Source organism: Enterobacter cloacae complex sp. P14RS, from assembly GCF_014895895.1.
GTDB classification, from domain to species: Bacteria; Pseudomonadota; Gammaproteobacteria; order Enterobacterales; family Enterobacteriaceae; genus Enterobacter; species Enterobacter bugandensis.
In genome coordinates, this window is sequence record NZ_JADBQM010000006.1 from 126,129 (window position 1) to 147,159 (window position 21,031).

A 21,031-nucleotide genomic window follows, 5' to 3' on the forward strand; every position below is an offset into this window, starting at 1 on the left:
ATGTCTGTGGATTATCAGTGAAGCGCGGCGAGCGAAAGGTGAAACCGGTCACAAAGCAATCGCCTGTGTTATATAAATCTCATATGATTAGTTAACGGAATTGTTGCGATGGAAATTAAACTGCATGCCAATGCGACCACCACGCCGCGTATCCGCCGCTATCTGCAACAGTCAGATAAAAGCGACAGAGAGCTTGCTGTTGAGCTGGGGATCTCGGTCACGACCGTCAGGCGCTGGCGCAACCGCGACCAGGTTTCGGATAACCACACCACGCCAAAAGTGATACACAAAGCGTTGAGACAGGAGCAGGTGGCGCTGGTGAATGCGCTGCGCGACATCTCAGGGGCGCCGTTAGATGAACTGCTGCAGATGGTTAACGACGTGCTGGGGATCCGCGTTTCAAGGGCAACGCTGAATCGCTATCTCAAACCGGCCTCCGCGAAGCTAAAAGGGGGGCCGTTGCAGGGAATAAAAGCGCTGAAGGCTGGCATGCGGCCGCATACGCTGATGCTCCATCATCTGCCTTTATCCCTGCACATGGACGATGGGGGTGAACAACACCTGCTCTGGGCGCGCGAACCGGTGAGCGGCTGGTGTTATGCCCGGCTCTATGCGGGACTGTCGCCCCAGTTGCTCAATACCTGGACGCGGGCGCTGCTTGATGACTGTCCGGCTGATATACAATCTATTGAGACTTTTGGTTTTGAGCTGACGGAGGCTGCAAAAGATGTGGCTGTAAAAACGCATCCCCAAAAACACAACGCGCTTCAGGTAGCGGTGCCATTAGGCGATGTTATTCCTCGCGTGAATGATGAACCGGCGGGAGAGGTGTTGATCGCGCTGTGCGAGTTTTATAACCGGGGCAAAACGCAGAAAAAGCTGGGAGAGAGTACGCCGCAGGCGTTTCTGGAAGCGCTGCGGCGTAGGGACTAGAGAATTTCGAGCACATCTTCCGGCGGACGGCCAATGCGCGCCTTGCCGTTCGCCACCACAATCGGGCGCTCAATCAGCTTTGGATTGTCGACCATCGCCTGTACCAGCTCAGCCTCGGTGAGGCGGTTGTCATCCAGATTAAGCGATTTATACAGATCCTCTTTCTGACGCATCAGTTCGCGCGCGCTGCCCATCCCCAGCATGTGCAGCAGCTCGCGGATCGTCTGCGCGTCCGGCGGCGTCTCCAGATACAGCACCACTTCCGGGTCGATGCCGTTAGATTTCAGCAGGCTGAGGGTGTCGCGGCTCTTGGAGCAGCGAGGGTTATGGTAAATTTGTACCGCGTCTGTCATGACTTCTCCTTTATTACATCTTCTCGTACGGCTTAAAGCGTTGTTGCAGGCCGCGCAGCTGGTCGATACGCGCGTCGTAGCGGGCCTGCTGCAGGCTGCCGAGCTTCACCTGCGAGCTGGCGCTGCTGAGCAGGGAAATAGCCTGATCGAGACGGCCCGCCAGCGCCAGCCCTTCAGCACGCGCCGCCAGTTCCTGATCGCGGTTACCCAGTTGCCCCTGTGCCTGAGCGAGCAGCTCCCAGCCGTTCTGGTCGTCTTTATTGTTAAACGTGTAGCGGTTCAGAATGGTTACGGCCTGCGCAGGCTGACCGCCCTGCAAGTAAGCGTTCGCCAGGTTAAGCTGCAGCACCGGGTTGGTCCGTATGTCTTTCGCCCCTTTCAGGCGGTTAATCGCATCAGTGGCTTTCTTCTGCCCCAGATCGATATCCGTCGAGAGATCGAGATACCACGGATTGTTCGGGTCGGCTGCCAGCAGCGGCTGCAGCGCTTTACGCGCCTCGTCGTATTTACTGGCTTCCATCGCCTGTAGCGCCTGACCATACTGCGCGGCATTTTTTTCCCGCACGTTGCCTTTCGCCAGGGTATCCAGCAGATCGCTGGTGAGCTGGTTACGTCCGGAGTTGTACATGCCGAGCGTTCTTACTTTCGCCATGTAGAAGTCCTGCGAAGACTGCACGACCACCGGGCGCATCTGGTTGGCACGGTTGCGTGCGTCCGAGAGACGGCTTTCCGGCAGCGGGTGGGTGAGCAAAATTTCCGGCGGACGGGAAGAATACCGTGCCTGGTCGAGCAGTTTTTCCAGGAAGCTCGGCATGGCCTGCGGGTCAAAGCCGGAGCGCTGTAAAACCTGAATGCCGATGCGGTCAGCTTCCTGCTCGTTTTGCTGGGTGAAGCTGATCATCCCCTGACGCGTTCCCGCAAGCGTACCGGTCAGGGCCGCCATCCCGGCTTGCGGGCTGGCCATCGCCAGCAGAATAGAGCCCAGTGCGCCCACCCAGGTGAGCGGGGCGTTACGCTTCTGGTCTTCCATTGCACGCGCGAGGTGGCGCTGGGTAACGTGCGAAATTTCGTGCGCCATTACCGAAGCCAGCTGGCTTTCGTTATCTGAGTAACGGAATAACGCCGAATGCAGCACCACGTTTCCGCCGAAGAAGGCGAAGGCGTTGATTTCGTCGTTATTAATCAAATAGAAGTGGAAGGGCGTTTTTACCGAATCGGCGTGCGCCACCAGGCGCATCCCCAGCCCGTTAATGTACTGCACCAGCAAAGGGTCGTTGATCAGCGGGGCGCTGCCGCGCAGCTGGCGCACATAGTAATCACCCATCTGCATCTCTTGCCCGATAGAGAGCGTGCTTCCTGCCGTGGTGCCCATGTCCGGCAATGAATCGGACGAGTCAGCGAAAGCGGGCAACACCTGACCGACCGTCACTGCGGCAATCAGTGTTGCAACCAGTGTTTTTCTCAACTGCCTGAACATAACCACTGTCCTGTATGTTGGAGGTGCTAATTTGACCGATGAACCGGCATATCGTTCATCTCTGCTGCCCTGCGAGTGTAGCCGTGTTACCGCATGAAGAAAATCCCATTCATCAGGCTTTTGCGGATTGTGACAGGGATACAAAAAGCGAAAGTCTTTTTTGTGACAGTTAGATACAATTCACCGTCTCACTCCCGCCAATCGATTCAGGGAAGGGTTGTATGCTCGAAATGTTAATGCAGTGGTATCGGCGTCGGTTCAGTGACCCGGAAGCCATTGCTTTGCTGGTTATTCTGGTTGCCGGGTTCGGTATTCTGTTCTTCTTCAGCGGCCTGCTCGCCCCTCTGCTGGTGGCGATTGTGCTCGCGTACCTGCTGGAGTGGCCAACGGCGCGCCTGGAACATATCGGCTGTTCGCGCCGCTGGGCAACGAGTATCGTGCTGGTGCTGTTTGTCGGCATTCTGCTGCTGATGGCATTTGTGGTGATGCCGGTTGCCTGGCAGCAGGGGATCTACCTGATCCGCGATATGCCCGGCATGTTGAATAAGCTGTCTGATTTCGCCGCCACGCTGCCGCGTCGTTACCCCGCGCTGATGGATGCGGGGATCATAGATGCGATGGCCGAAAACATGCGCGCCCGCATCATGACGATGGGCGATTCGGTGGTGAAATACTCTCTGGCCTCGCTGGTGGGTCTGCTGACGCTGGCCGTCTATCTTGTGCTCGTGCCGCTAATGGTGTTCTTCCTGGTCAAGGACAAAGAGCAAATGCTGAACGCGGTACGCCGCGTGCTGCCGCGCAATCGCGGGCTGGCAGGGCAGGTCTGGCAGGAGATGAACCAGCAGATCACCAACTACATTCGCGGCAAGGTGCTGGAGATGATAGTCGTGGGAGTCGCCACCTGGATTGGCTTCCTGATCTTCGGCCTGAACTACTCGCTGCTGCTGGCGGTGCTGGTCGGATTTTCGGTTCTGATCCCGTATATCGGCGCGTTTGTGGTAACCATTCCGGTGGTGGGCGTTGCGCTGTTCCAGTTTGGGCTGGGTACTGAGTTCTGGAGCTGCTTTGCGGTATACCTGATTATTCAGGGGCTGGACGGTAACCTGCTGGTGCCGGTGCTGTTCTCCGAGGCCGTGAACCTGCATCCGCTGGTGATTATCCTGTCGGTGGTGATTTTCGGCGGGCTGTGGGGGTTCTGGGGCGTGTTCTTTGCCATTCCGCTGGCGACGCTGATTAAAGCGGTGGTGCACGCGTGGCCGGATGTGCCTGCGGTGGAAGAGAAGTAGATTTTGTGCGGCCTGATGCCCTCACCCGACCCTCTCCCACAGGGAGAGGGGGAAAACACTAAAAACGGCAACCTGGGTTGCCGTTTTGCTGTTTATCAGGCGCTTTGTTTCAGCCAGTTCAACACCACGTCGTGGTGGTTGCTGGTTTTGAAGTCGTCAAACACATGTTCAACTTTACCGTCAGCGTCAATCAGGAAGCTGATGCGGTGAATGCCGTCGTAGGTTTTACCCATAAAGGTCTTTTCACCCCAGACGCCGAACTGCTCGCAGACCTGGTGGTCTTCGTCGGAAAGCAGCGTGAAGTTCAGCAGCTCTTTTTCCGCAAATCGTGACAGCTTTTCTGGTTTATCCGTGCTGATTCCCAGCACTTCCACGCCGACTTTCTTCAACTCGTCCATGTTGTCGCGTAAGCCGCAGGCCTGTACGGTGCAGCCGGGGGTCATGGCTTTCGGGTAGAAATAGACCAGAACACGCTGTCCCTGGAAGTCGGTCAAATTTACTTGCTCACCGTCTTGATCCGGTAAGCTAAATTTCGGTGCGATGTCACCGGCTTTCAGTGGATTCATTACTCAACTCCATCCTGTTCGTGCTGCGAATAATTGACGACGCTTATACTGCCCTGCGCGTTTAATTCTGTACAGAGGGCTTTGAACGCTTGCTCGATATTTGACGCATCCTGCGAGGCAGGGCTGTGTGCGGTAATTTGAATAAAGAGCGTGGGAACGGTGCTTTCGTCGCCCGGCTGCGTGCGGGAGACGAGTTCGGCAATGTTCATCTGATGGCTGTCGAACAGCGCGGTAAAGCGCTCAATCAGATGCGGAGAATCAGGGACTTCAACCTGCACCCAGACGGTCGCGGGCATGGCCGGACGCGGGCGCGCGGTGGTGCGCTTCATGACGATCAGCAAATCCAGCTCCGCGCCTTTCAGCGGCAGGGTGGATTCAATAAGGGTAATGGCATTCCATGTTCCGGACAGCAGCATGATAAACGTGAACTCTTCGCCGAGCATCGCCAGGCGGCTGTCTTCGATGTTACAGCCGCAGCTGCTCACGTGACGGGTGATGGTGTTCACGATACCCGGCCTGTCGGCACCCAGCGCGGTGATAACCAGGTAATGTTGTGATGAGGTTGTCAAACCTGTTCTTCCTTTGCATGGTTAAGTCTTCCTAAGGAAAGCATAAAAAAAACGTGCATACAACCGCCAGAGGGCCTCAGGTCGCTTGCTTTTATTACAGTTCCAAACGTACCATTGAGGCTCTTGTTCGCACAGAGGATGGCTCATGTTCACGGGAAGTATTGTCGCGCTTGTTACACCGATGGATGAAAAAGGTAATGTCTGCCGGTCCAGCATGAAAAAGCTGATTGATTACCATGTCGCCAATGGAACCTCGGCGATCGTTTCGGTAGGGACTACCGGTGAATCTGCAACGCTGAGCCACGAAGAGCACGGCGATGTGGTTATGCTGACCCTGGAACTGGCTGACGGACGTATTCCGGTCATTGCGGGGACAGGTGCTAATGCGACCGCAGAAGCGATCAGCCTGACCAAACGTTTTAACGACAGCGGCATCGTGGGCTGTCTGACGGTCACCCCTTACTACAACCGTCCTACTCAGGAAGGTTTGTTCCAGCACTTCAAAGCCATCGCTGAACATACTGACTTGCCACAAATTCTGTATAATGTGCCGTCCCGTACCGGCTGCGATATGCTGCCGGAAACCGTTGGTCGTCTCTCGGAAGTAAAAAATATTATCGGTATTAAAGAGGCGACAGGGAACTTAAGCCGCGTTCATCAGATCAAAGAGCTGGTTTCAGACGACTTTATCCTGTTGAGTGGTGATGATGCGACCTCGCTGGACTTTATGCAGCTTGGTGGTCATGGCGTGATCTCCGTAACGGCAAACGTTGCGGCGCGCGATATGGCTGAAATGTGCAAACTGGCCGCAGCCGGTCACTATAATGAAGCGCGTGTCATTAATCAGCGTCTGATGCCGTTGCACAATAAATTATTTGTCGAACCCAATCCGATCCCAGTGAAATGGGCGTGTAAGGAGTTGGGGCTTGTAGCATCCGATACGCTGCGTTTGCCAATGACACCGATTACCGACCACGGTCGCGACATCGTCAGGGCAGCGCTGAAGCATGCCGGTTTGCTGTAAAGTTTAGGGAGATTTGATGGCTTATTCAGTACAGAAGTCGCGCCTGGCGAAGGTTGCGAGTGTTTCGCTTGTTATGCTGCTCGCTGCCTGTAGTTCAGACTCGCGCTACAAGCGCCAGGTGAGCGGTGATGAATCCTATCTGGATGCGACCCCGCTTGCTGAACTTCATGCACCGGCTGGTATGATCCTGCCGATTCAAAACGGCGATTATAATATTCCCGTGACCAACGGCAGCGGCCTGGTTGGTAAAGCGCTTGATATTCGTCCGCCAGCACAGCCTCTGGCGCTGGTAAGCGGGGCGCGTACCCAGTTCACCGGTGACACGGCGTCTCTGCTGGTTGAAAGCGCGCGCGGAAGCAATCTGTGGCCACAGGTCGTCAGCGTTATTCAGGCGAAGAATTACACCATTGATAAGCGCGATGACGCCAGCCAGACGTTAACCACCGACTGGATCGAGTGGAACCGTCTTGATGAAGATCAGCAGTACCGTGGACGCTATCAGGTCTCCGTGAAACCACAGGGTTACCAGCAGGCGGTTAACGTTAAGTTGTTGAACCTGGAGCAGGCGGGTAAACCGGTTGCGGATGCCGCCTCTATGCAGCGTTACAGCACTGAAATGCTGAACGTGATCGCCGCAGGTCTGGATAAGACCGCTACCGATGCCGCGAACGCCGCGCAGAACCGTAACGGCGTCACTTACGACGTTCAGAGCGGCGCGGATGACACCGGCCTGCCAATGCTGGTGGTGCGTGCACCGTTTAACCAGACCTGGCAGCGCCTGCCAGCGACGCTGGAAAAAGTGGGCATGAAAGTGACCGACAGCACCCGTTCAACCGGCAGCATGACGGCGACCTATAAGCCGCTGTCCGACAGCGCGTGGCAGGAACTGGGCGCCAAAGATCCTCAGCTTGCCTCCGGTGATTACAAGATTCAGGTAGGTGACCTCGATAACCGCAGCAGCCTGCAGTTTATTGATCCAAAAGGTCACACGCTGACCCAGGCGCAGAACGATGCGCTGGTCGCTGTCTTCCAGGCAGCATTCAGCAAATAAATACGAGGGCGGGTTAATCCCGCCCTTTTTATTTTCGTGCTACGCAAACGTGTGCGTGGCATAATATACCCCGTTTTGAACGCAAATTATCACACCAGGAGTAATGAAGATGCAGAAGCAAGCTGAGTTGTATCGTGGCAAAGCGAAGACCGTATACAGCACGGAGAACCCGGATCTGTTGGTGCTCGAGTTCCGCAATGATACGTCAGCAGGGGATGGCGCACGCATTGAGCAGTTCGATCGTAAAGGCATGGTGAACAACAAGTTCAACCACTTCATTATGACCAAACTGGCCGAAGCGGGTATCCCGACCCAGATGGAAGCGTTGCTGTCCGATACGGAATGTCTGGTGAAAAAACTGGATATGGTTCCGGTTGAGTGCGTGATTCGTAACCGTGCGGCAGGCTCCCTGGTGAAGCGTCTGGGCATTGAAGAAGGTATCGAGCTGAATCCACCGCTGTTCGACCTGTTCCTGAAAAACGATGCCATGCACGACCCAATGGTCAACGAATCCTACTGCGAAACCTTCGGCTGGGTGAGCAAAGAGAACCTGGCGCGCATGCAGGAACTGACCTACAAAGCCAACGACGTGCTGAAAAAGCTGTTTGATGACGCGGGCCTGATCCTCGTCGACTTCAAGCTGGAGTTTGGTTTGTTCAAAGGTGAAGTGGTGCTTGGCGACGAGTTCTCCCCGGACGGCAGCCGCCTGTGGGATAAAGAAACCCTGGATAAAATGGACAAAGACCGTTTCCGTCAGAGCCTGGGTGGCCTGATTGAAGCGTACGAGGCGGTAGCTCACCGTTTAGGCGTTAAGCTCGACTAAGTTCCTCAGTTGCCAAAGGATGTTCGCATCCTTTGGCGTCTTACCTTTGTTTCCTATGGTAATCTTGCCGTTAACCGCCTACGATCATAGCTATTATTAATGGAATAGTTCGAGGTGGTTATGCGCTGGCAAGGGCGTCGTGAAAGTGACAATGTAGAAGACAGACGCAGTGATGGTGGCGGCGGTCCTTCAATGGGCGGGCCCGGCTTCCGCTTACCCAGCGGCAAGGGCGGTATCATCCTGCTGATTGTGGTGCTGGTCGCAGGTTACTACGGGGTCGATCTCACCGGTCTGATGACCGGTCAACCGCTGCAGCAGCAACAGTCTCAGCACTCCATCAGCCCGAATGAAGATGAAGCGGCCAAATTTACCTCCGTTATTCTCGCCACAACTGAAGACACCTGGAGTCAGCAGTTCGAGAAGATGGGGCGCACCTACCAGCAGCCGAAGCTGGTGATGTACCGGGGCGCAACCCGCACCGGATGCGGTACCGGGCAATCTGTGATGGGGCCGTTCTACTGCCCGGCAGACGGCACCGTCTATATCGATCTCTCTTTTTACGATGACATGAAACGCAAGCTTGGCGCTGACGGTGATTTTGCTCAGGGCTACGTTATCGCGCATGAAGTCGGCCATCACGTGCAAAAGCTGCTGGGGATTGAGCCCAAAGTGCGCCAGCTGCAGCAGAACGCGTCTCAGGCCGAAGTGAACCGCCTTTCCGTCAAAATGGAACTGCAGGCGGACTGCTTCGCGGGCGTCTGGGGCCACAGCATGCAGCAGCAGGGCGTGCTGGAATCCGGGGATCTTGAAGAGGCATTAAACGCGGCTGAGGCCATCGGCGATGACCGTTTGCAGCAGCAGAGCCAGGGTCATGTCGTGCCGGACAGTTTCACTCACGGTACGTCACAGCAGCGCTACAGCTGGTTCAAGCGCGGCTTTGACAGCGGCGATCCGGCCCAGTGTAATACCTTCGGCAAAGCCATGTGATGGTGTCGTTTGAACATCTGACGCGCGAGCTTGAGCGTACCGGGCACCGCCGTCTGGTGGTGCTCACTGGCGATGAACAATGGACGTTGAGCCAGGCGGCTGGCCTGCGTGATGCCTTGCCGGGAGACTGGCTGTGGCTGGAGGAGAATCCCTCAAAAGCCGTTAGCGGGCTGCTGGGACGCGAATATCTGCACGCCGTTTTTGACGCGCGTGCCGGGTTTGATGTTTCAGCCTTTGCCGCACTCAGCGGGACGCTGCGCGCCGGAAGCCTGCTGGTGCTGCTGGTGCCGCCTCTCGCTGACTGGGCCGACAGGCCCGACGGCGATTCCGTGCGCTGGAGCGACAGCGCGGAACCCATCGCCACCCCGCGCTTCGTTCACCATTTTTGCCGGACGCTTGCCGCCGATGCGGATGCGATCGTCTGGCAACAGCATCTTCCTCTCTCTCTTCCCGCTGCGCCGGATTCGCCCGCCTGGCAGCCAGCCAGCGGCGAGCCGCAGCGCGAGCAGGCGGAGATCCTCGACGCGCTTCTGACCATGCCTGCGGGCGTCGCTGCCGTTACGGCACCGCGGGGGCGCGGAAAGTCAGCCCTCGCGGGGATGCTGCTCAACAGCATTCAGGGGAGTGCGGTGGTCACTGCACCGGCCAAAGGGGCAACGGATGTCATTGCGCGCTTCGCTGGCGAGCGTTTTCACTTTATGGCCCCGGATGCGCTGCTGGCCTCCACGACAGAAGCCGACTGGCTGATTGTTGATGAAGCCGCAGCCATCCCCGGCCCGCTGCTGGACAAGCTGGTGTCGCGCTTTCCCCGCGTGTTGCTGACCACCACGGTCCAGGGTTATGAAGGTACGGGCAGGGGGTTTCTGCTTAAGTTCTGCGCCCGGTTCAGCGGGCTGCGGCGCTATACCTTAACCACCCCCATTCGCTGGGCGGCCGGGTGTCCGCTTGAGCGGATAGTGGCGAATACGCTGCTGTTTGACGACGCGCTTATTGACCGTAAACCGGAAGGTGACGTGCGTTTACGGTCGCTAGAGCCGCGGATGTGGGAGAGCGACCCGGCGCGCGTGGCAAGCGTGTATGAACTGCTGTGTGCCGCGCACTACCGGACGTCCCCGCTCGATTTACGCCGGATGATGGACGCCCCCGGACAGCACTTTGCGGTTGCACACGCGGGGGCGGATATGGCGGGCGCGCTCTGGCTGGTGGAAGAGGGGGGATTGCCCCCCGAACTGAGCCGCGCGGTGTGGGCGGGCTTTCGTCGTCCTCGCGGGAACCTTGTGGCGCAGTCACTGGCGGCGCACGGCGGGTCGCCTCTCGCAGCGACGCTGAAGGGGCGGCGGATTAGCCGCATTGCGGTGCATCCCCACCGTCAACGGGAAGGCATCGGCCAGCGGCTTATTCGCAGCGTCAGCGGTGAAGATTATCTCTCGGTAAGCTTTGGCTATACCGACGAGCTGTGGCGTTTCTGGCGGCAGTGCGGCTTTGTGCTGGTGCGAATGGGCAGCCATCGGGAAGCCAGCAGCGGGTGCTACACGGCGATGGCCTTACTGCCGCATAGCGAGGCCGGGCACCGCCTGTGCGCGCAGGAGCACCAGCGCCTGTGTCGCGATATGCGCGTTCTTTCGGCCTGGAACGGCGAAAAGATCCCGGTGACCGATGCCTGGGAAGCTACCCTTAATAGTGACGACTGGCTGGAGCTGGCGGGGTTTGCCTTTGCGCACCGGGCGTTTTCAACCTCGGTTGCTGCCCTGACGCGGCTGGTGTTAGCTACAGACATGCCGCTTCCGGCGCTGCGCGGGAAAATAGAGGGTAAGACGGAGGAGAAAGGGCGAAAAGCGCTGCTGGCTAAACTGCGGAGTGAAACCGCGCAAGCGCTTGAGAACCTTGATTATTCCCGCTGCCAGCAGCTGAAAGCCGACATTTTGCAATGGCAATTTTTTCAATGACTTCTTCAGTAAAGTGGCATGGTCATTACCCCGCAGAGGCGTAAAATCCTGCTCATCAATTAAGGAGACCGCCATGAAACACGACCATTTTGTTGTTCAAAGCCCTGACAAACCGGCTAAACAGTTACTGCTCCTGTTTCATGGCGTGGGCGATAATGCCGTCAATATGGGACAGATTGGCCGCTGGTTTGCGCCCGTTTTTCCGGAAGCACTGATCGTCAGCATCGGCGGCGTGGAGCCGTGCGGTCCAGACGGACGGCAGTGGTTCCCGGTTCAGGGCGTGACGGAGGAGAACCGTCAGGCGCGCATTGATGCGATCATGCCCACGTTTATCGACATCGTGCGCTACTGGCAGCAGCAGAGCGGCGTAGGCGCTGACGCAACGGCGCTGATTGGCTTCTCGCAGGGGTCAATCATGTCGCTGGAAAGCGTAAAAGCGCAGCCCGGTCTGGCTTCACGCGTCATCGCCTTTAACGGGCGTTATGCAACGCTACCGACAAGCGCGACCACGCAGACCACCATCCATCTCATTCACGGTGGTGAAGATCGGGTGATTGAGCTTTCGCATGCGGTAGCTGCCCAGGAAGCGCTGGTGCGTGAGGGCGGGGATGTGACGCTGGATATTGTTGACGATCTGGGCCACGCGATCGACGACCGCAGCATGCAGTTTGCGCTCGACCATCTGCGCTATACCGTGCCGAAGCACTACTTTGATGAAGCGCTCAGCGGCGGTAAGCCGAATGATGATGATATTGTTGAGTTTATGTGAGGTTATCCCCTCTCCACAGGAGAGGGGATACAGACCGATTACTTCTTCTGGTCTTTCTTTGGCCAGTCGTCGTCATCGTCCCACTTGTCGTTAAAATCACGGTGCGGCGGGAGATCCGGCTTATTAGCGAGAAACTTTTTGTGGTCAACGCGCTTAAGGTCTTTAATCACGTTCAGCAGTACGCCGACCAGAAACACCAGCACCAGAATCCACCAGTACTTTGCAAGCCAATCCATTCGCTATTCCTCTCTGAGCGCTCGTCAGGCGACGAGTTGCTCCATAATACGTTGATACATGCGGGCCAGCAGTTGTAAATCGGCTGCGTTCACACACTCGTTGATTTTGTGAATCGTCGCGTTAACCGGACCCAGTTCGACAACCTGTGCACCCATGCGGGCGATAAAGCGTCCGTCTGAGGTGCCGCCCGTCGTCAGCAGCTGCGGCTTAATTTCATTATAGTGCTCAATGGCGTTCACCACCGCATCCACCAGCTTGCCGCGCTGCGTCAGGAACGGCTGGCCGGAGAGCCACCAGTCAACGGTGTAGCGCAGGTTGTATTTTTCCAGCAGAGCGACAACGCGCGCTTTGATCGTCTCGTCGGTCAGTTCGGTACTGAAGCGAAAGTTGAACTGGACGAAGAAATCTCCCGGGATGACGTTGTTGCTGCCGGTTCCGGCCTTGACGTTGGCGATCTGCATGCTGGTCGGCGGGAAGAACTCGTTGCCTTTATCCCACTCGATGCCTACCAGTTCGTTCAGCATTGGCGCGGCGCGGTGGACCGGGTTATCGGCCAGATGCGGGTAGGCCACATGCCCCTGAACCCCATGTATGGTCAGGTTACAGGTCAGCGAGCCGCGGCGACCATTTTTGACGACATCACCCACCACTTCGGTACTGGACGGCTCGCCGACCAGACAGTAGTCAAGACGTTCATTGCGCGCCATCAGCGCCTCAACGACCTTCACGGTACCGTTATGGGCGCTGGCTTCTTCATCGGAGGTGATCAAGAACGCGAGACGGTTTTTGTGGTTCGGATGCTGAGCCACAAAGCGCTCTGCCGCCACAACCATCGCCGCCAGCGAGCCTTTCATGTCTGCCGCGCCGCGGCCGAAGAGCATGCCATCGCGGATGGTCGGCTCAAACGGCGGATTAATCCAGCGATCGGCGTCACCCGCGGGAACGACGTCAGTGTGCCCGGCAAAGGCCAGCGTTTCGCCCTGGCCACGCCACGCCCAGAAGTTCTGGGTGTCGCCAAAATCCATGCGCTCAACGGTAAAACCGATGGCGCGCAGGCGCTCAATCATTAATGCCTGACAACCTGCGTCGTCCGGGCTAAGGGAGGGACGGCGAATAAGCTGTTGAGTCAGCTCAATGACCGGGCATGACATACACTACACCTCTACGAAAAAGTCAGAATAAAGGGTTTCACTGAAACCCAGCAGCATAGGCTGACCTGGCTTGCAGAGCAATGGGCGTTTGATAATTGCCGGCATGTCGAGCATCAACTTTGCCGCGCTGTCAGCGTCAACGATGCTGGCGCGCACGGATTCGTCCAGCTTACGCCAGGTGGTGCCGCGGGTGTTCAGCAGTGCTTCCCATCCCAGTTCGTTAATGGCTTGATGCAGAAATTCTGCATCAAGCCCGTCGGCACGATAATCGTGGAAGCGGTACTCGACGTTATTAGTTTCCAGCCAGCGGCGTGCTTTTTTGATGGTGTCGCAATTTTTAATGCCGTACATCACAACCATGTTGAATCCTTTTGCTCTTATGGCGATTAAACGTTCAGTAAATTCGAAGATATATCTTTAAGTGGAATATAACACACTCAGGAATGCTCTGGATTTACACTTCTTCTTAATTCAACTCACACTTGTACGCTGAATATACTTTCACCATTTAAGCATAGATGTCCACCGTGTTTAAATTCTGAATAAACTCAGCGCCTAAAATAAAACTCACCCGTTCGTAGGGTTATTTCAAAATATTGCTGGCCGTCACACAAAATTTAAACTCCTCCGTTCATATTTATCATAAATCCCCAACGGTGGCGGGGTACAATCACAGCGATTGGTTAAACAGTCTTCACAATGATGATACGTTTTCGTAGAATGCGCATAATAATAAGAGAGGTTGTTATGATTGAACGTGAACTGGGGAACTGGAAAGATTTTATCGAAGGCATGCTTCGTAAATGACATTCAGTAAGAATTGCAAGAGCACTAAAATAAGTAAAATAACCATAGTGTGAATTAATCACACAATAAAAAGGCGGCCGATTAAGCCGCCTTTTTTATGACTGCGGGTTATTCCTGTCGCTCCCGGAGCGGGAAGCGACGACGCACCAGCACAAAGAACAGCGGCACAAAATAAATCGCTAGGATGGTGGCCGAAATCATCCCCCCCATGACGCCGGTACCCACCGCATGCTGGCTGCTTGAGCCTGCACCCGTGCTGGTTGCCATCGGCAGTACGCCAAAAATAAACGCCAGTGAGGTCATCAGGATCGGACGTAGGCGCTGGCGGCAGGCGTGCAGCGTGGCGGCCATCAGCTCGTGGCCTTTGGCATTCATCTCGTTGGCAAACTCAACGATCAGAATGGCGTTTTTCGCCGACAAGCCGATCACCGTAAGTAGCCCCACCTGGAAGTAAACGTCGTTCTCCAGGCCGCGCATCCAGGTCGCCAGCAGCGCACCGATAACCCCAAGCGGCACCACCAGCATGACCGAGAACGGAACCGACCAGCTCTCATACAGCGCGGCAAGGCAGAGGAAGACCACCAGCAAAGAAAGCGCATAGAGGGCAGGGGCCTGCGCTCCGGAGAGGCGTTCCTGGTAAGACATGGCCGTCCATTCCAGACCAAAACCGGCAGGCAACTGCTGCACCAGTTTTTCCATGGTGTCCATGGCGGTACCGGTGCTGACGCCCGGCGCGGCTTCCCCGACGATCTCAACCGCGGAATAGCCGTTATAGCGCTCCAGGCGCGGTGAACCGCTCTCCCAGCGCGACGTGGCAAAGGCGGAGAAGGGGACCATCCCGCCAGAATTATTACGTACAAACCAGCGATTAATATCATCCGGCAACATGCGGAACGGCGCGGCTGCCTGGACATACACTTTTTTCACGCGGCCGCGATCCATAAAGTCATTTACGTAGCTTGAGCCCCATGCGGTTTGCAGGGTGTCGTTGATATCCTCGATCGACACGCCCAGCGCCTGCGCCTTACGCTGGTCGATATCCACCTGAAGCTGCGGGCTGTCGTCAAGACCGTTGTGACGAACGCGGGTCAGGCCGGGATCTTTCCCTGCTAGTTCTAGCAGCTTATCGCGTGCGGCCATCAGGGCCGAGTGGCCCGCGCCGGCGTGATCCTGCAGCTCCATATCAAACCCGGCGGAACTGCCCAGGCCGCTGATCGCGGGCGGGCTGCTGGCAAAGACGCGCGCCTCTTTAATGCGGGCAAACGCTTTGGTCGCGCGTTCGATGATGGCGAACGAGGTTCCCGTTCTGGCGTCGCGTTCGTCCCAGTCTTTCAGGCGGACAAACATGCGGGCGACGTTCTGCCCGTTCCCGCCCGGGCCGGAGCCGACGGTAGAGAAGACCGAAACAACGTTATTTTTCTCTTTGGTGAAGAAGTACTGCTCAACGTTCTGAACCACCTTCAGCGTCTGCTGCTGGGTGGATCCGCTCGGGAGCTGCACCGAGGTGATGAACATCCCCCGGTCTTCCTGCGGCAGGAACGAAGTGGGAAGATGCAGGAACAGCCACACCATGCCGCCCAGCAGCACAACGTAAATCATCATCCAGCGCAGGCTGCGGTGTAGCACTTTACCGACGGCAGATTCATATCGCTCGGCGTTGCGGTTGAACGTGCGGTTAAACCAGCCGAAGAACCCTTTCTGGCCATGATGTTCCCCTTTGTGCAGCGGCTTAAGGAGGGTGGCGCAGAGCGCGGGGGTGAGGATCAGCGCCACCAGCACGGAGAGCACCATCGCCGAGACGATGGTGATTGAGAACTGACGGTAAATCGCCCCGGTTGTACCGCCAAAGAAGGCCATCGGGATAAAGACCGCCGACAGCACCATCGCGATACCGACCAACGCCCCCTGAATTTGTCCCATCGATTTACGCGTCGCCTGACGCGGGGAAAGCCCCTCTTCGCTCATGATGCGCTCGACGTTTTCGACCACCACGATGGCATCGTCCACCAGCAGGCCAATCGCCAGCACCATGGCAAACATCGTCAGGGTGTTGATGCTGTAGCCGAACGCGTAAAGCACCGCAAAGGTGCCCAGCAGCACCACCGGGACGGCAATGGTGGGGATCAGCGTGGCGCGGAAGTTTTGCAGGAACAGGTACATCACCAGGAACACCAGGGCGATCGCTTCCAGCAGGGTTTTGACTACGTCCTCAATCGAGGCTTTAACGAAGGAGGTGGTTTCATAGGCGACTTTGTACTCCAGCCCGTGCGGAAAATACTGCGACAGCTCATCCAGACGGTCCAATACCAGCTTCGCCGTCGCCATTTCGTTTGCGCCGGAGGCCAGCTTAATTCCCAGTCCAGAGGCCGGGTTGCCGTTAAAGCGGCTCAGGTAATCGTATTTCTCCGCACCCATTTCCACCTTAGCAACGTCGCCCAGACGCACTTCTGAACCATCCTGATTCACGCGCAGGGTGATGTTGCGGAACTGGTCCGGGGTCTGAAGCAGAGATTGCGAATTAATGGTGGCGTTCAGGGCCTGTTTATCGACGGAAGGCGTGCCTCCCAGTTGCCCCACGGCAATTTGGGCGTTCTGTGCTTTGATGGCGTCCGTCACGTCGGTCGCCGTCATCTGATAGCTGTTCAGCTTGTTGGGATCGAGCCAGATACGCATCGAGTACTGTGAGCCATAGGCGTCGATATCCCCCACGCCGTTAATACGGCTGAGCGGGTCCTGAATATTACTGGCGACGTAGTCCGCAATGTCCTGTTTATCCATTGAGCCATCGGTGGAGACAAACGCGATGGTCAGAATGTTGGTATCACCGGTTTTACGCACGGTGACGCCCTGGTTCTGCACGGCCTGGGGCAGTTTACGCATGGCCGACTGCAGCTGGTTTTGTACCTGCTGCACCGCTTCGTCCGGGTCGGTGCCCGCCTCAAAGCTCAGGGTAACCGTAGCCTGTCCCGTGGCGCTGCTTTGGGAGGACATGTACATCAGATTATCCAGACCCGTCATGTTCTGCTCGATAACCTGCGTCACGGTATTTTCCAGCGTTTGTGCGGACGCGCCGGGGTAGTTTGCTGTGACACGCACGTTCGGCGGTGCCAGATCGGGATATTGCTCAACGGGAAGAGAAGTAATCGCCAGGACACCTGTCAGACACAACAGGATGGCAAGCACCCAGGCAAAAATGGGGCGATCGATGAAAAAATTCGCCATGAAAGTGTGACCTCGTTTTGCTGCACGTCATTATTGTTTATTGCCCGCATCACTTTAGCGGTAAGGCCCAGGCCAAACGTGGAGAAATAAAGGAGATAATGTAAATTATCATGCGCTTTTCCCGGCGCTTCACCCTTTACCGTTATTTACCTGTTAACGGCGCGGGTGCGGGGAACGTCACGCTGACCTGCGTGCCGCCGTTTTGCGGCTGCGAGAAGTGCAGCATTCCGCCGAGCCGTTGCGCGCGTTCTCGCATAATGTTCAGCCCGTAGTGTCCCGGCGGCTCGCTGGCCTCGCCAATCCCGATGCCGTTGTCGCGAATGCTGACGCTGTGCGTGCCGTCCACGGCGGTCACGCAGCTGACGGTGATCTCGCTGGCCTGCGCGTGCTTAATTGCATTCAGGACGGCCTCCCGCACGATCTGTAGCAAATGCACTTGCTTCTGCGCGTCAAGCGCCAGGGTGGAGAGGCGGCAGTCGAGGTGCAGCTTCGCCTGCGTCTGGCTCTGCAGGGCATCGAGAGACTCCTGCAGCGCCGCGGGTAAATTCGCATGGTTTAGTGTCAGGCGGAAGGTGGTCAGCAGCTCGCGCAGCTGCTGCCAGGCGTTGTTCAGCTCGCGGGAGAAGTCGGTGATGATCGTCTGCGCGGAGGCATTTTCCGCCGGCACGGCGTGTTTAAGCAGCGTGAGCTGGATCCGCAGATAGGAGAGTACCTGCGCCAGCGAATCATGCAGCTCGCGGGCGATGGTGGCGCGCTCCTCCATCAGCAGCAGCTGCTGGTAATGCTTCTGCGCCTGGTTAAAGTACAGCCCACGTCCGAGCATGGTCGCCACGCTTCTCATCAGCGGAAGAGGAACGCTGCCCGTCTCGCTTTGCCAGCGCAGCTCGCCGTAGAGGGTATCCTGCATCAGCACCGGCAGGGTTTGCAGAGAAATGCCGCTCACCTCTGTTCCTTCACACAGCCGCCAGTCGTCGCTGGTGCGTAGCTCCAGGTAATTCATCTGCGTGTATTCATGCACAATCTGCAAAATATGCCGGAAGCACAGGCTGTCTATCTGCCCGGTATTCAGCGCCTGGGAGCATTTGAACAGCATGTCGAGCTGCTGGTGGGCTTCATGCAAATGCCGCGTCTTTTCCGCGACGGAGGCTTCGAGCGACCGATAGAGAGTATGTAGCTCGCCCGACATATGGTTGAAGGCGCGGGAGAGCTGGCCCAGCTCGTTGGGGAGCGAGGTGTCCGGCGCCGGGGTGGTAAATTCCCCTCGCTCAATGCGTTCGCTGGCGGCCACCAGGTTGTTCAGCGGCAACACCACCTGGCGACGGATGCGCCGCAGGGTAAACAGCGTCAGCAGCAGGATCCCGAGCGCGCCAGCCAGAGAGAGGAGGGTCACCGTCTGGATTTTATTTTCGGTGTAGTGCTGGAGGGCGAGCACAAAGGCATCAATACGGCCGACAAAATCCTCAATGTGAGCGTCATACCATGCGCTGTCGCTGCGGGCGATGTGCTTGTCCATGTCCAGCCAGGCCACATGCAGCTGCTGATAGCGCGCCTTGACGTTGTCCGGGACGTACCAGCGGTTCAGCTTCTCCAGGGAAGGCGCGCTTAACGTTCGCTGCCAGTTCTCACGATGCGCCATAAGGGAGGGGCTGTTGCGCTGCATCTCGTAGCCGAGGCGGTAGCTCTGCATGCGCAGCGAGCCTGCAATGTTGATAGCTTCGGCGTCACGCTGGCTGCTGGCAAGCGTCAGCAGCGCGACGGTGCTGGTCAGCACGGACAGGGCAATGATCGAAAAGAAAGCCCAGGCAAGGCTTCCGGAAACGGGGCGTTTAACGGTCACGGAACGGATCTCTGCATAAAATGGCTCAGCCACAGGTCATGGGCAGTTGTACATTGCCTGATAACGCGGTAGCGAGCAAATAGCTTATTCATACTAAAGATAAGGTTATTGATCCAAAAGCCGCTTTTGGCATTAACCTGAAATCTGGCGAGAAGTAACGCGCCGCCTGAGCCGACGGACGACAAAGCGGGCTTCACGGGGTAGTATAAACAGACTCATTTAGCCGTGGAGCCCGTATGTCCCTGAACATAACCGTTATCAAAGACAAAATCCTTTCTGAAAATTACTTTGTCCTGCGTAACATCACTTACGATTTAACCCGTAAGAACGGTGACGTGATTCGCCACAAACGCGAAGTCTACGACCGGGGCAATGGCGCAACCATTCTGCTGTATAACCGTGAAAAGCAAAGCGTGGTGCTGATTCGCCAGTTTCGGGTCGCGACCTGGGTCAACGGCAATGCGGACGGGCGCCTGATTGAAACCTGCGCCGGCCTGCTTGATGACGATGAGCCGGAAGTCTGCATCCGCAAGGAGGCCGTTGAGGAGACCGGTTTTGAAGTGGGCGAGGTGCAAAAAGTCTTTGAGCTTTTCATGTCCCCTGGCGGGGTGACCGAGCTGGTCCATTTCTTCATTGCGGAATACACCGATGCCCAGCGCACGCATCGCGGCGGCGGTGTGGAGGATGAAGACATTGAAGTGCTGGAAATGCCTTTCACCCAGGCCGTTGAGATGGTGAAAAGCGGCGAGATCCGCGACGGTAAAGCGGTGATCCTGTTACAGTATCTGCAAACCAGCGGCTTAATGAACCCTAAACCGATGTCGTGATAAGGTGTATTTCAGATAAATCTATCCGATAAATCCGATTGAGCCCGCCCGCCCTGGGCACGAAGATACGCCCCAGATTGACCTTTTCGTTTCCGGGGCTGTGCCATTCATGCGCTACTGCGTTTTGCTTTTCTTCATTTTCTGCGTGCTACCCGCACCTCTGGTGTGGGCTGCGCCCGCGCAGCAGTCTTTTTCAGACTGGCAGGTTACCTGCAATAACCAGAATTTTTGCGTGGCGCGAAACACCGGCGAGCATCGCGGTTTGGTCATGACGCTGAGCCGTAGCGCAGGCGCCAAAACGGACGCCAGCCTGCGCATCGATCTTGGCGGGCTTTCGGCCCCGCCGGTTAAAGAGCCTGACATTGCCCCGCGCCTGCTGCTCGACAACGTTCCGTTAAAGCTCAATTCGCAGCACTGGCAGTTAACCCCCTGGCATCTCAAAACTGAAGATGCGGGTACCATCACCACGTTTCTGAAAAACATTCAGGAAGGGCAGGCGCTGACCCTGCGCGGGGGGAAGCAGGCGATCTCGCTGGTCGGTCTGAAGGCGGCGCTGCTGTTTATCGACGCCCAGCAGAAGCGCGTTGGCAGCGAAACGGCATGGATTAAAAAAGGAGATAGCCCGCCGCTGAGCGTGCCTCCTGCACCGGCATTAAAAAAGGTGGCCGTGGTGAACCCGACGCCGACGCCGCTGACGCATAGCGAGCTGAACGATCTGCTGGATTATGGGACGTGGCGGATGAACAACAGCCAATGCTCGCTGGATCCTAACCGTCGTGAAGTACGCGTCACTGCATTAACGGATGACAAAGCGCTGTTGATCGTCAGCTGTGAAGCGGGGGCCTATAACACGGTCGATCTGGCGTGGCAGGTCTCGCGTAAAAAACCGTTCGCCGCCCGTAGCGTCAGGTTACGTCTGCCGTTCACCCCCTCCAGCCAGAGCAGCGATATGGAGCTGATGAACGCCCGCTTTGATGAGAAAACGCGCGAGCTGACGACGCTGGCGCTGGGACGCGGTATTGGAGACTGCGGGATCCAGACGCGCTGGCGTTTTGACGGCCAGCGTTTTCGCCTGGTACGCTACGCGGAAGAGCCAAGCTGCGATAGCTGGAATGGGCCAGACGCCTGGCCCACGCTGTGGATCACTCGCTAGTTTTGCCGGATGG

General features: G+C 57.0%; 20 protein-coding genes. 11 read left to right on the forward strand and 9 right to left on the reverse strand.

Annotated elements, in window-relative coordinates:
* Positions 1-108 precede the first annotated feature (108 nt).
* Positions 109-933: an XRE family transcriptional regulator gene (locus tag IM295_RS04595; RefSeq protein WP_136343622.1), complete on the forward strand. Its 825-nt coding sequence runs from the start codon at positions 109-111 to the stop codon at positions 931-933.
* Here the strand turns inward: IM295_RS04595 and arsC are convergent.
* On the reverse strand, positions 930-1,286 hold the full coding sequence (arsC, locus tag IM295_RS04600; RefSeq protein ID WP_047368071.1) for an arsenate reductase (glutaredoxin): 357 nt from the start codon (positions 1,284-1,286) through the stop codon (positions 930-932). The genes IM295_RS04595 and arsC overlap by 4 nt on opposite strands.
* Positions 1,287-1,299: 13 nt before the next feature.
* On the reverse strand, positions 1,300-2,763 hold the full coding sequence (bepA, locus tag IM295_RS04605; protein WP_041908772.1) for a beta-barrel assembly-enhancing protease: 1,464 nt from the start codon (positions 2,761-2,763) through the stop codon (positions 1,300-1,302).
* Positions 2,764-2,984: 221 nt separating this feature from the next.
* Here bepA and IM295_RS04610 point away from each other — a divergent pair, with 221 nt between their 5' ends.
* The gene (locus tag IM295_RS04610; RefSeq protein ID WP_028014023.1) at positions 2,985-4,049 is read left to right on the forward strand and encodes an AI-2E family transporter; all 1,065 of its coding nucleotides are present in this window, start codon (positions 2,985-2,987) and stop codon (positions 4,047-4,049) included.
* A gap of 95 nt (positions 4,050-4,144) precedes the next feature.
* Here the strand turns inward: IM295_RS04610 and bcp are convergent, their stop codons facing one another.
* Both bcp and IM295_RS04620 read right to left on the reverse strand, forming a co-directional pair.
* Positions 4,145-4,615 (reverse strand): thioredoxin-dependent thiol peroxidase, encoded by a 471-nt coding sequence (gene bcp / locus IM295_RS04615; RefSeq protein WP_014171119.1) that lies wholly within the window; start codon positions 4,613-4,615, stop codon positions 4,145-4,147.
* On the reverse strand, positions 4,615-5,184 hold the full coding sequence (locus IM295_RS04620) for a glycine cleavage system transcriptional repressor (protein WP_028014022.1): 570 nt from the start codon (positions 5,182-5,184) through the stop codon (positions 4,615-4,617). The genes bcp and IM295_RS04620 overlap by 1 nt, the downstream gene beginning before the upstream one ends.
* Before the next feature lie 145 nt (positions 5,185-5,329).
* On the opposite strand from IM295_RS04620, the gene dapA reads away from it, so the two are divergent.
* The 6 genes from dapA to ypfH all read left to right on the forward strand — a co-directional run bounded on the left by dapA (position 5,330) and on the right by ypfH (position 11,784).
* A complete protein-coding gene (dapA, locus tag IM295_RS04625) occupies positions 5,330-6,208 on the forward strand; it encodes a 4-hydroxy-tetrahydrodipicolinate synthase (protein ID WP_028014021.1) in 879 nt (292 codons plus the stop codon).
* 16 nt (positions 6,209-6,224) lie between these two features.
* Positions 6,225-7,259: an outer membrane protein assembly factor BamC gene (gene bamC, locus IM295_RS04630; protein ID WP_028014020.1), complete on the forward strand. Its 1,035-nt coding sequence runs from the start codon at positions 6,225-6,227 to the stop codon at positions 7,257-7,259.
* 109 nt (positions 7,260-7,368) lie between these two features.
* Complete coding sequence (purC, locus tag IM295_RS04635) at positions 7,369-8,082, forward strand: phosphoribosylaminoimidazolesuccinocarboxamide synthase (protein WP_023332985.1); 714 nt, start codon at positions 7,369-7,371, stop codon at positions 8,080-8,082.
* Positions 8,083-8,202: 120 nt separating this feature from the next.
* Positions 8,203-9,069 carry a neutral zinc metallopeptidase gene (locus IM295_RS04640; protein WP_028014019.1) on the forward strand — a complete coding sequence of 289 codons (867 nt, stop codon included), beginning with the start codon at positions 8,203-8,205 and terminating at the stop codon, positions 9,067-9,069.
* Positions 9,069-11,015, forward strand: a complete 1,947-nt coding sequence (locus IM295_RS04645; protein WP_193066421.1) for a tRNA(Met) cytidine acetyltransferase TmcA — start codon at positions 9,069-9,071, stop codon at positions 11,013-11,015. Before IM295_RS04640 ends, IM295_RS04645 begins: the two co-directional genes overlap by 1 nt.
* Before the next feature lie 73 nt (positions 11,016-11,088).
* Complete coding sequence (gene ypfH, locus IM295_RS04650) at positions 11,089-11,784, forward strand: esterase (protein ID WP_028014017.1); 696 nt, start codon at positions 11,089-11,091, stop codon at positions 11,782-11,784.
* A gap of 38 nt (positions 11,785-11,822) precedes the next feature.
* Here the strand turns inward: ypfH and IM295_RS04655 are convergent, their stop codons facing one another.
* From IM295_RS04655 to IM295_RS04665, 3 genes are read right to left on the reverse strand one after another with little or no spacing between them, the layout of a single operon-like run.
* Positions 11,823-12,020 (reverse strand): YpfN family protein, encoded by a 198-nt coding sequence (locus tag IM295_RS04655; RefSeq protein ID WP_013098222.1) that lies wholly within the window; start codon positions 12,018-12,020, stop codon positions 11,823-11,825.
* A 24-nt stretch (positions 12,021-12,044) separates the two neighbouring features.
* On the reverse strand, positions 12,045-13,172 hold the full coding sequence (gene dapE, locus IM295_RS04660; RefSeq protein ID WP_028014016.1) for a succinyl-diaminopimelate desuccinylase: 1,128 nt from the start codon (positions 13,170-13,172) through the stop codon (positions 12,045-12,047).
* Between the two features lie 3 nt (positions 13,173-13,175).
* Complete coding sequence (locus IM295_RS04665) at positions 13,176-13,532, reverse strand: ArsC family reductase (RefSeq protein WP_059358551.1); 357 nt, start codon at positions 13,530-13,532, stop codon at positions 13,176-13,178.
* A gap of 387 nt (positions 13,533-13,919) precedes the next feature.
* Here IM295_RS04665 and ypfM point away from each other — a divergent pair, with 387 nt between their 5' ends.
* Entirely contained in the window at positions 13,920-13,979 is a 60-nt protein-coding gene (ypfM, locus tag IM295_RS04670; RefSeq protein WP_015572204.1) for a protein YpfM, read from the forward strand.
* A gap of 108 nt (positions 13,980-14,087) precedes the next feature.
* Here the strand turns inward: ypfM and acrD are convergent, their stop codons facing one another.
* A complete protein-coding gene (gene acrD, locus IM295_RS04675) occupies positions 14,088-17,201 on the reverse strand; it encodes a multidrug efflux RND transporter permease AcrD (protein WP_045261160.1) in 3,114 nt (1,037 codons plus the stop codon).
* Between the two features lie 142 nt (positions 17,202-17,343).
* Positions 17,344-19,038 carry a nitrate/nitrite two-component system sensor histidine kinase NarQ gene (gene narQ, locus IM295_RS04680; RefSeq protein WP_193066294.1) on the reverse strand — a complete coding sequence of 565 codons (1,695 nt, stop codon included), beginning with the start codon at positions 19,036-19,038 and terminating at the stop codon, positions 17,344-17,346.
* A gap of 236 nt (positions 19,039-19,274) precedes the next feature.
* Here narQ and nudK point away from each other — a divergent pair, with 236 nt between their 5' ends.
* Entirely contained in the window at positions 19,275-19,865 is a 591-nt protein-coding gene (nudK, locus tag IM295_RS04685; protein ID WP_041908784.1) for a GDP-mannose pyrophosphatase NudK, read from the forward strand.
* Positions 19,866-19,974: 109 nt separating this feature from the next.
* Entirely contained in the window at positions 19,975-21,018 is a 1,044-nt protein-coding gene (locus IM295_RS04690; protein WP_193066295.1) for a DUF1176 domain-containing protein, read from the forward strand.
* Positions 21,019-21,031: the final 13 nt, after the last annotated feature.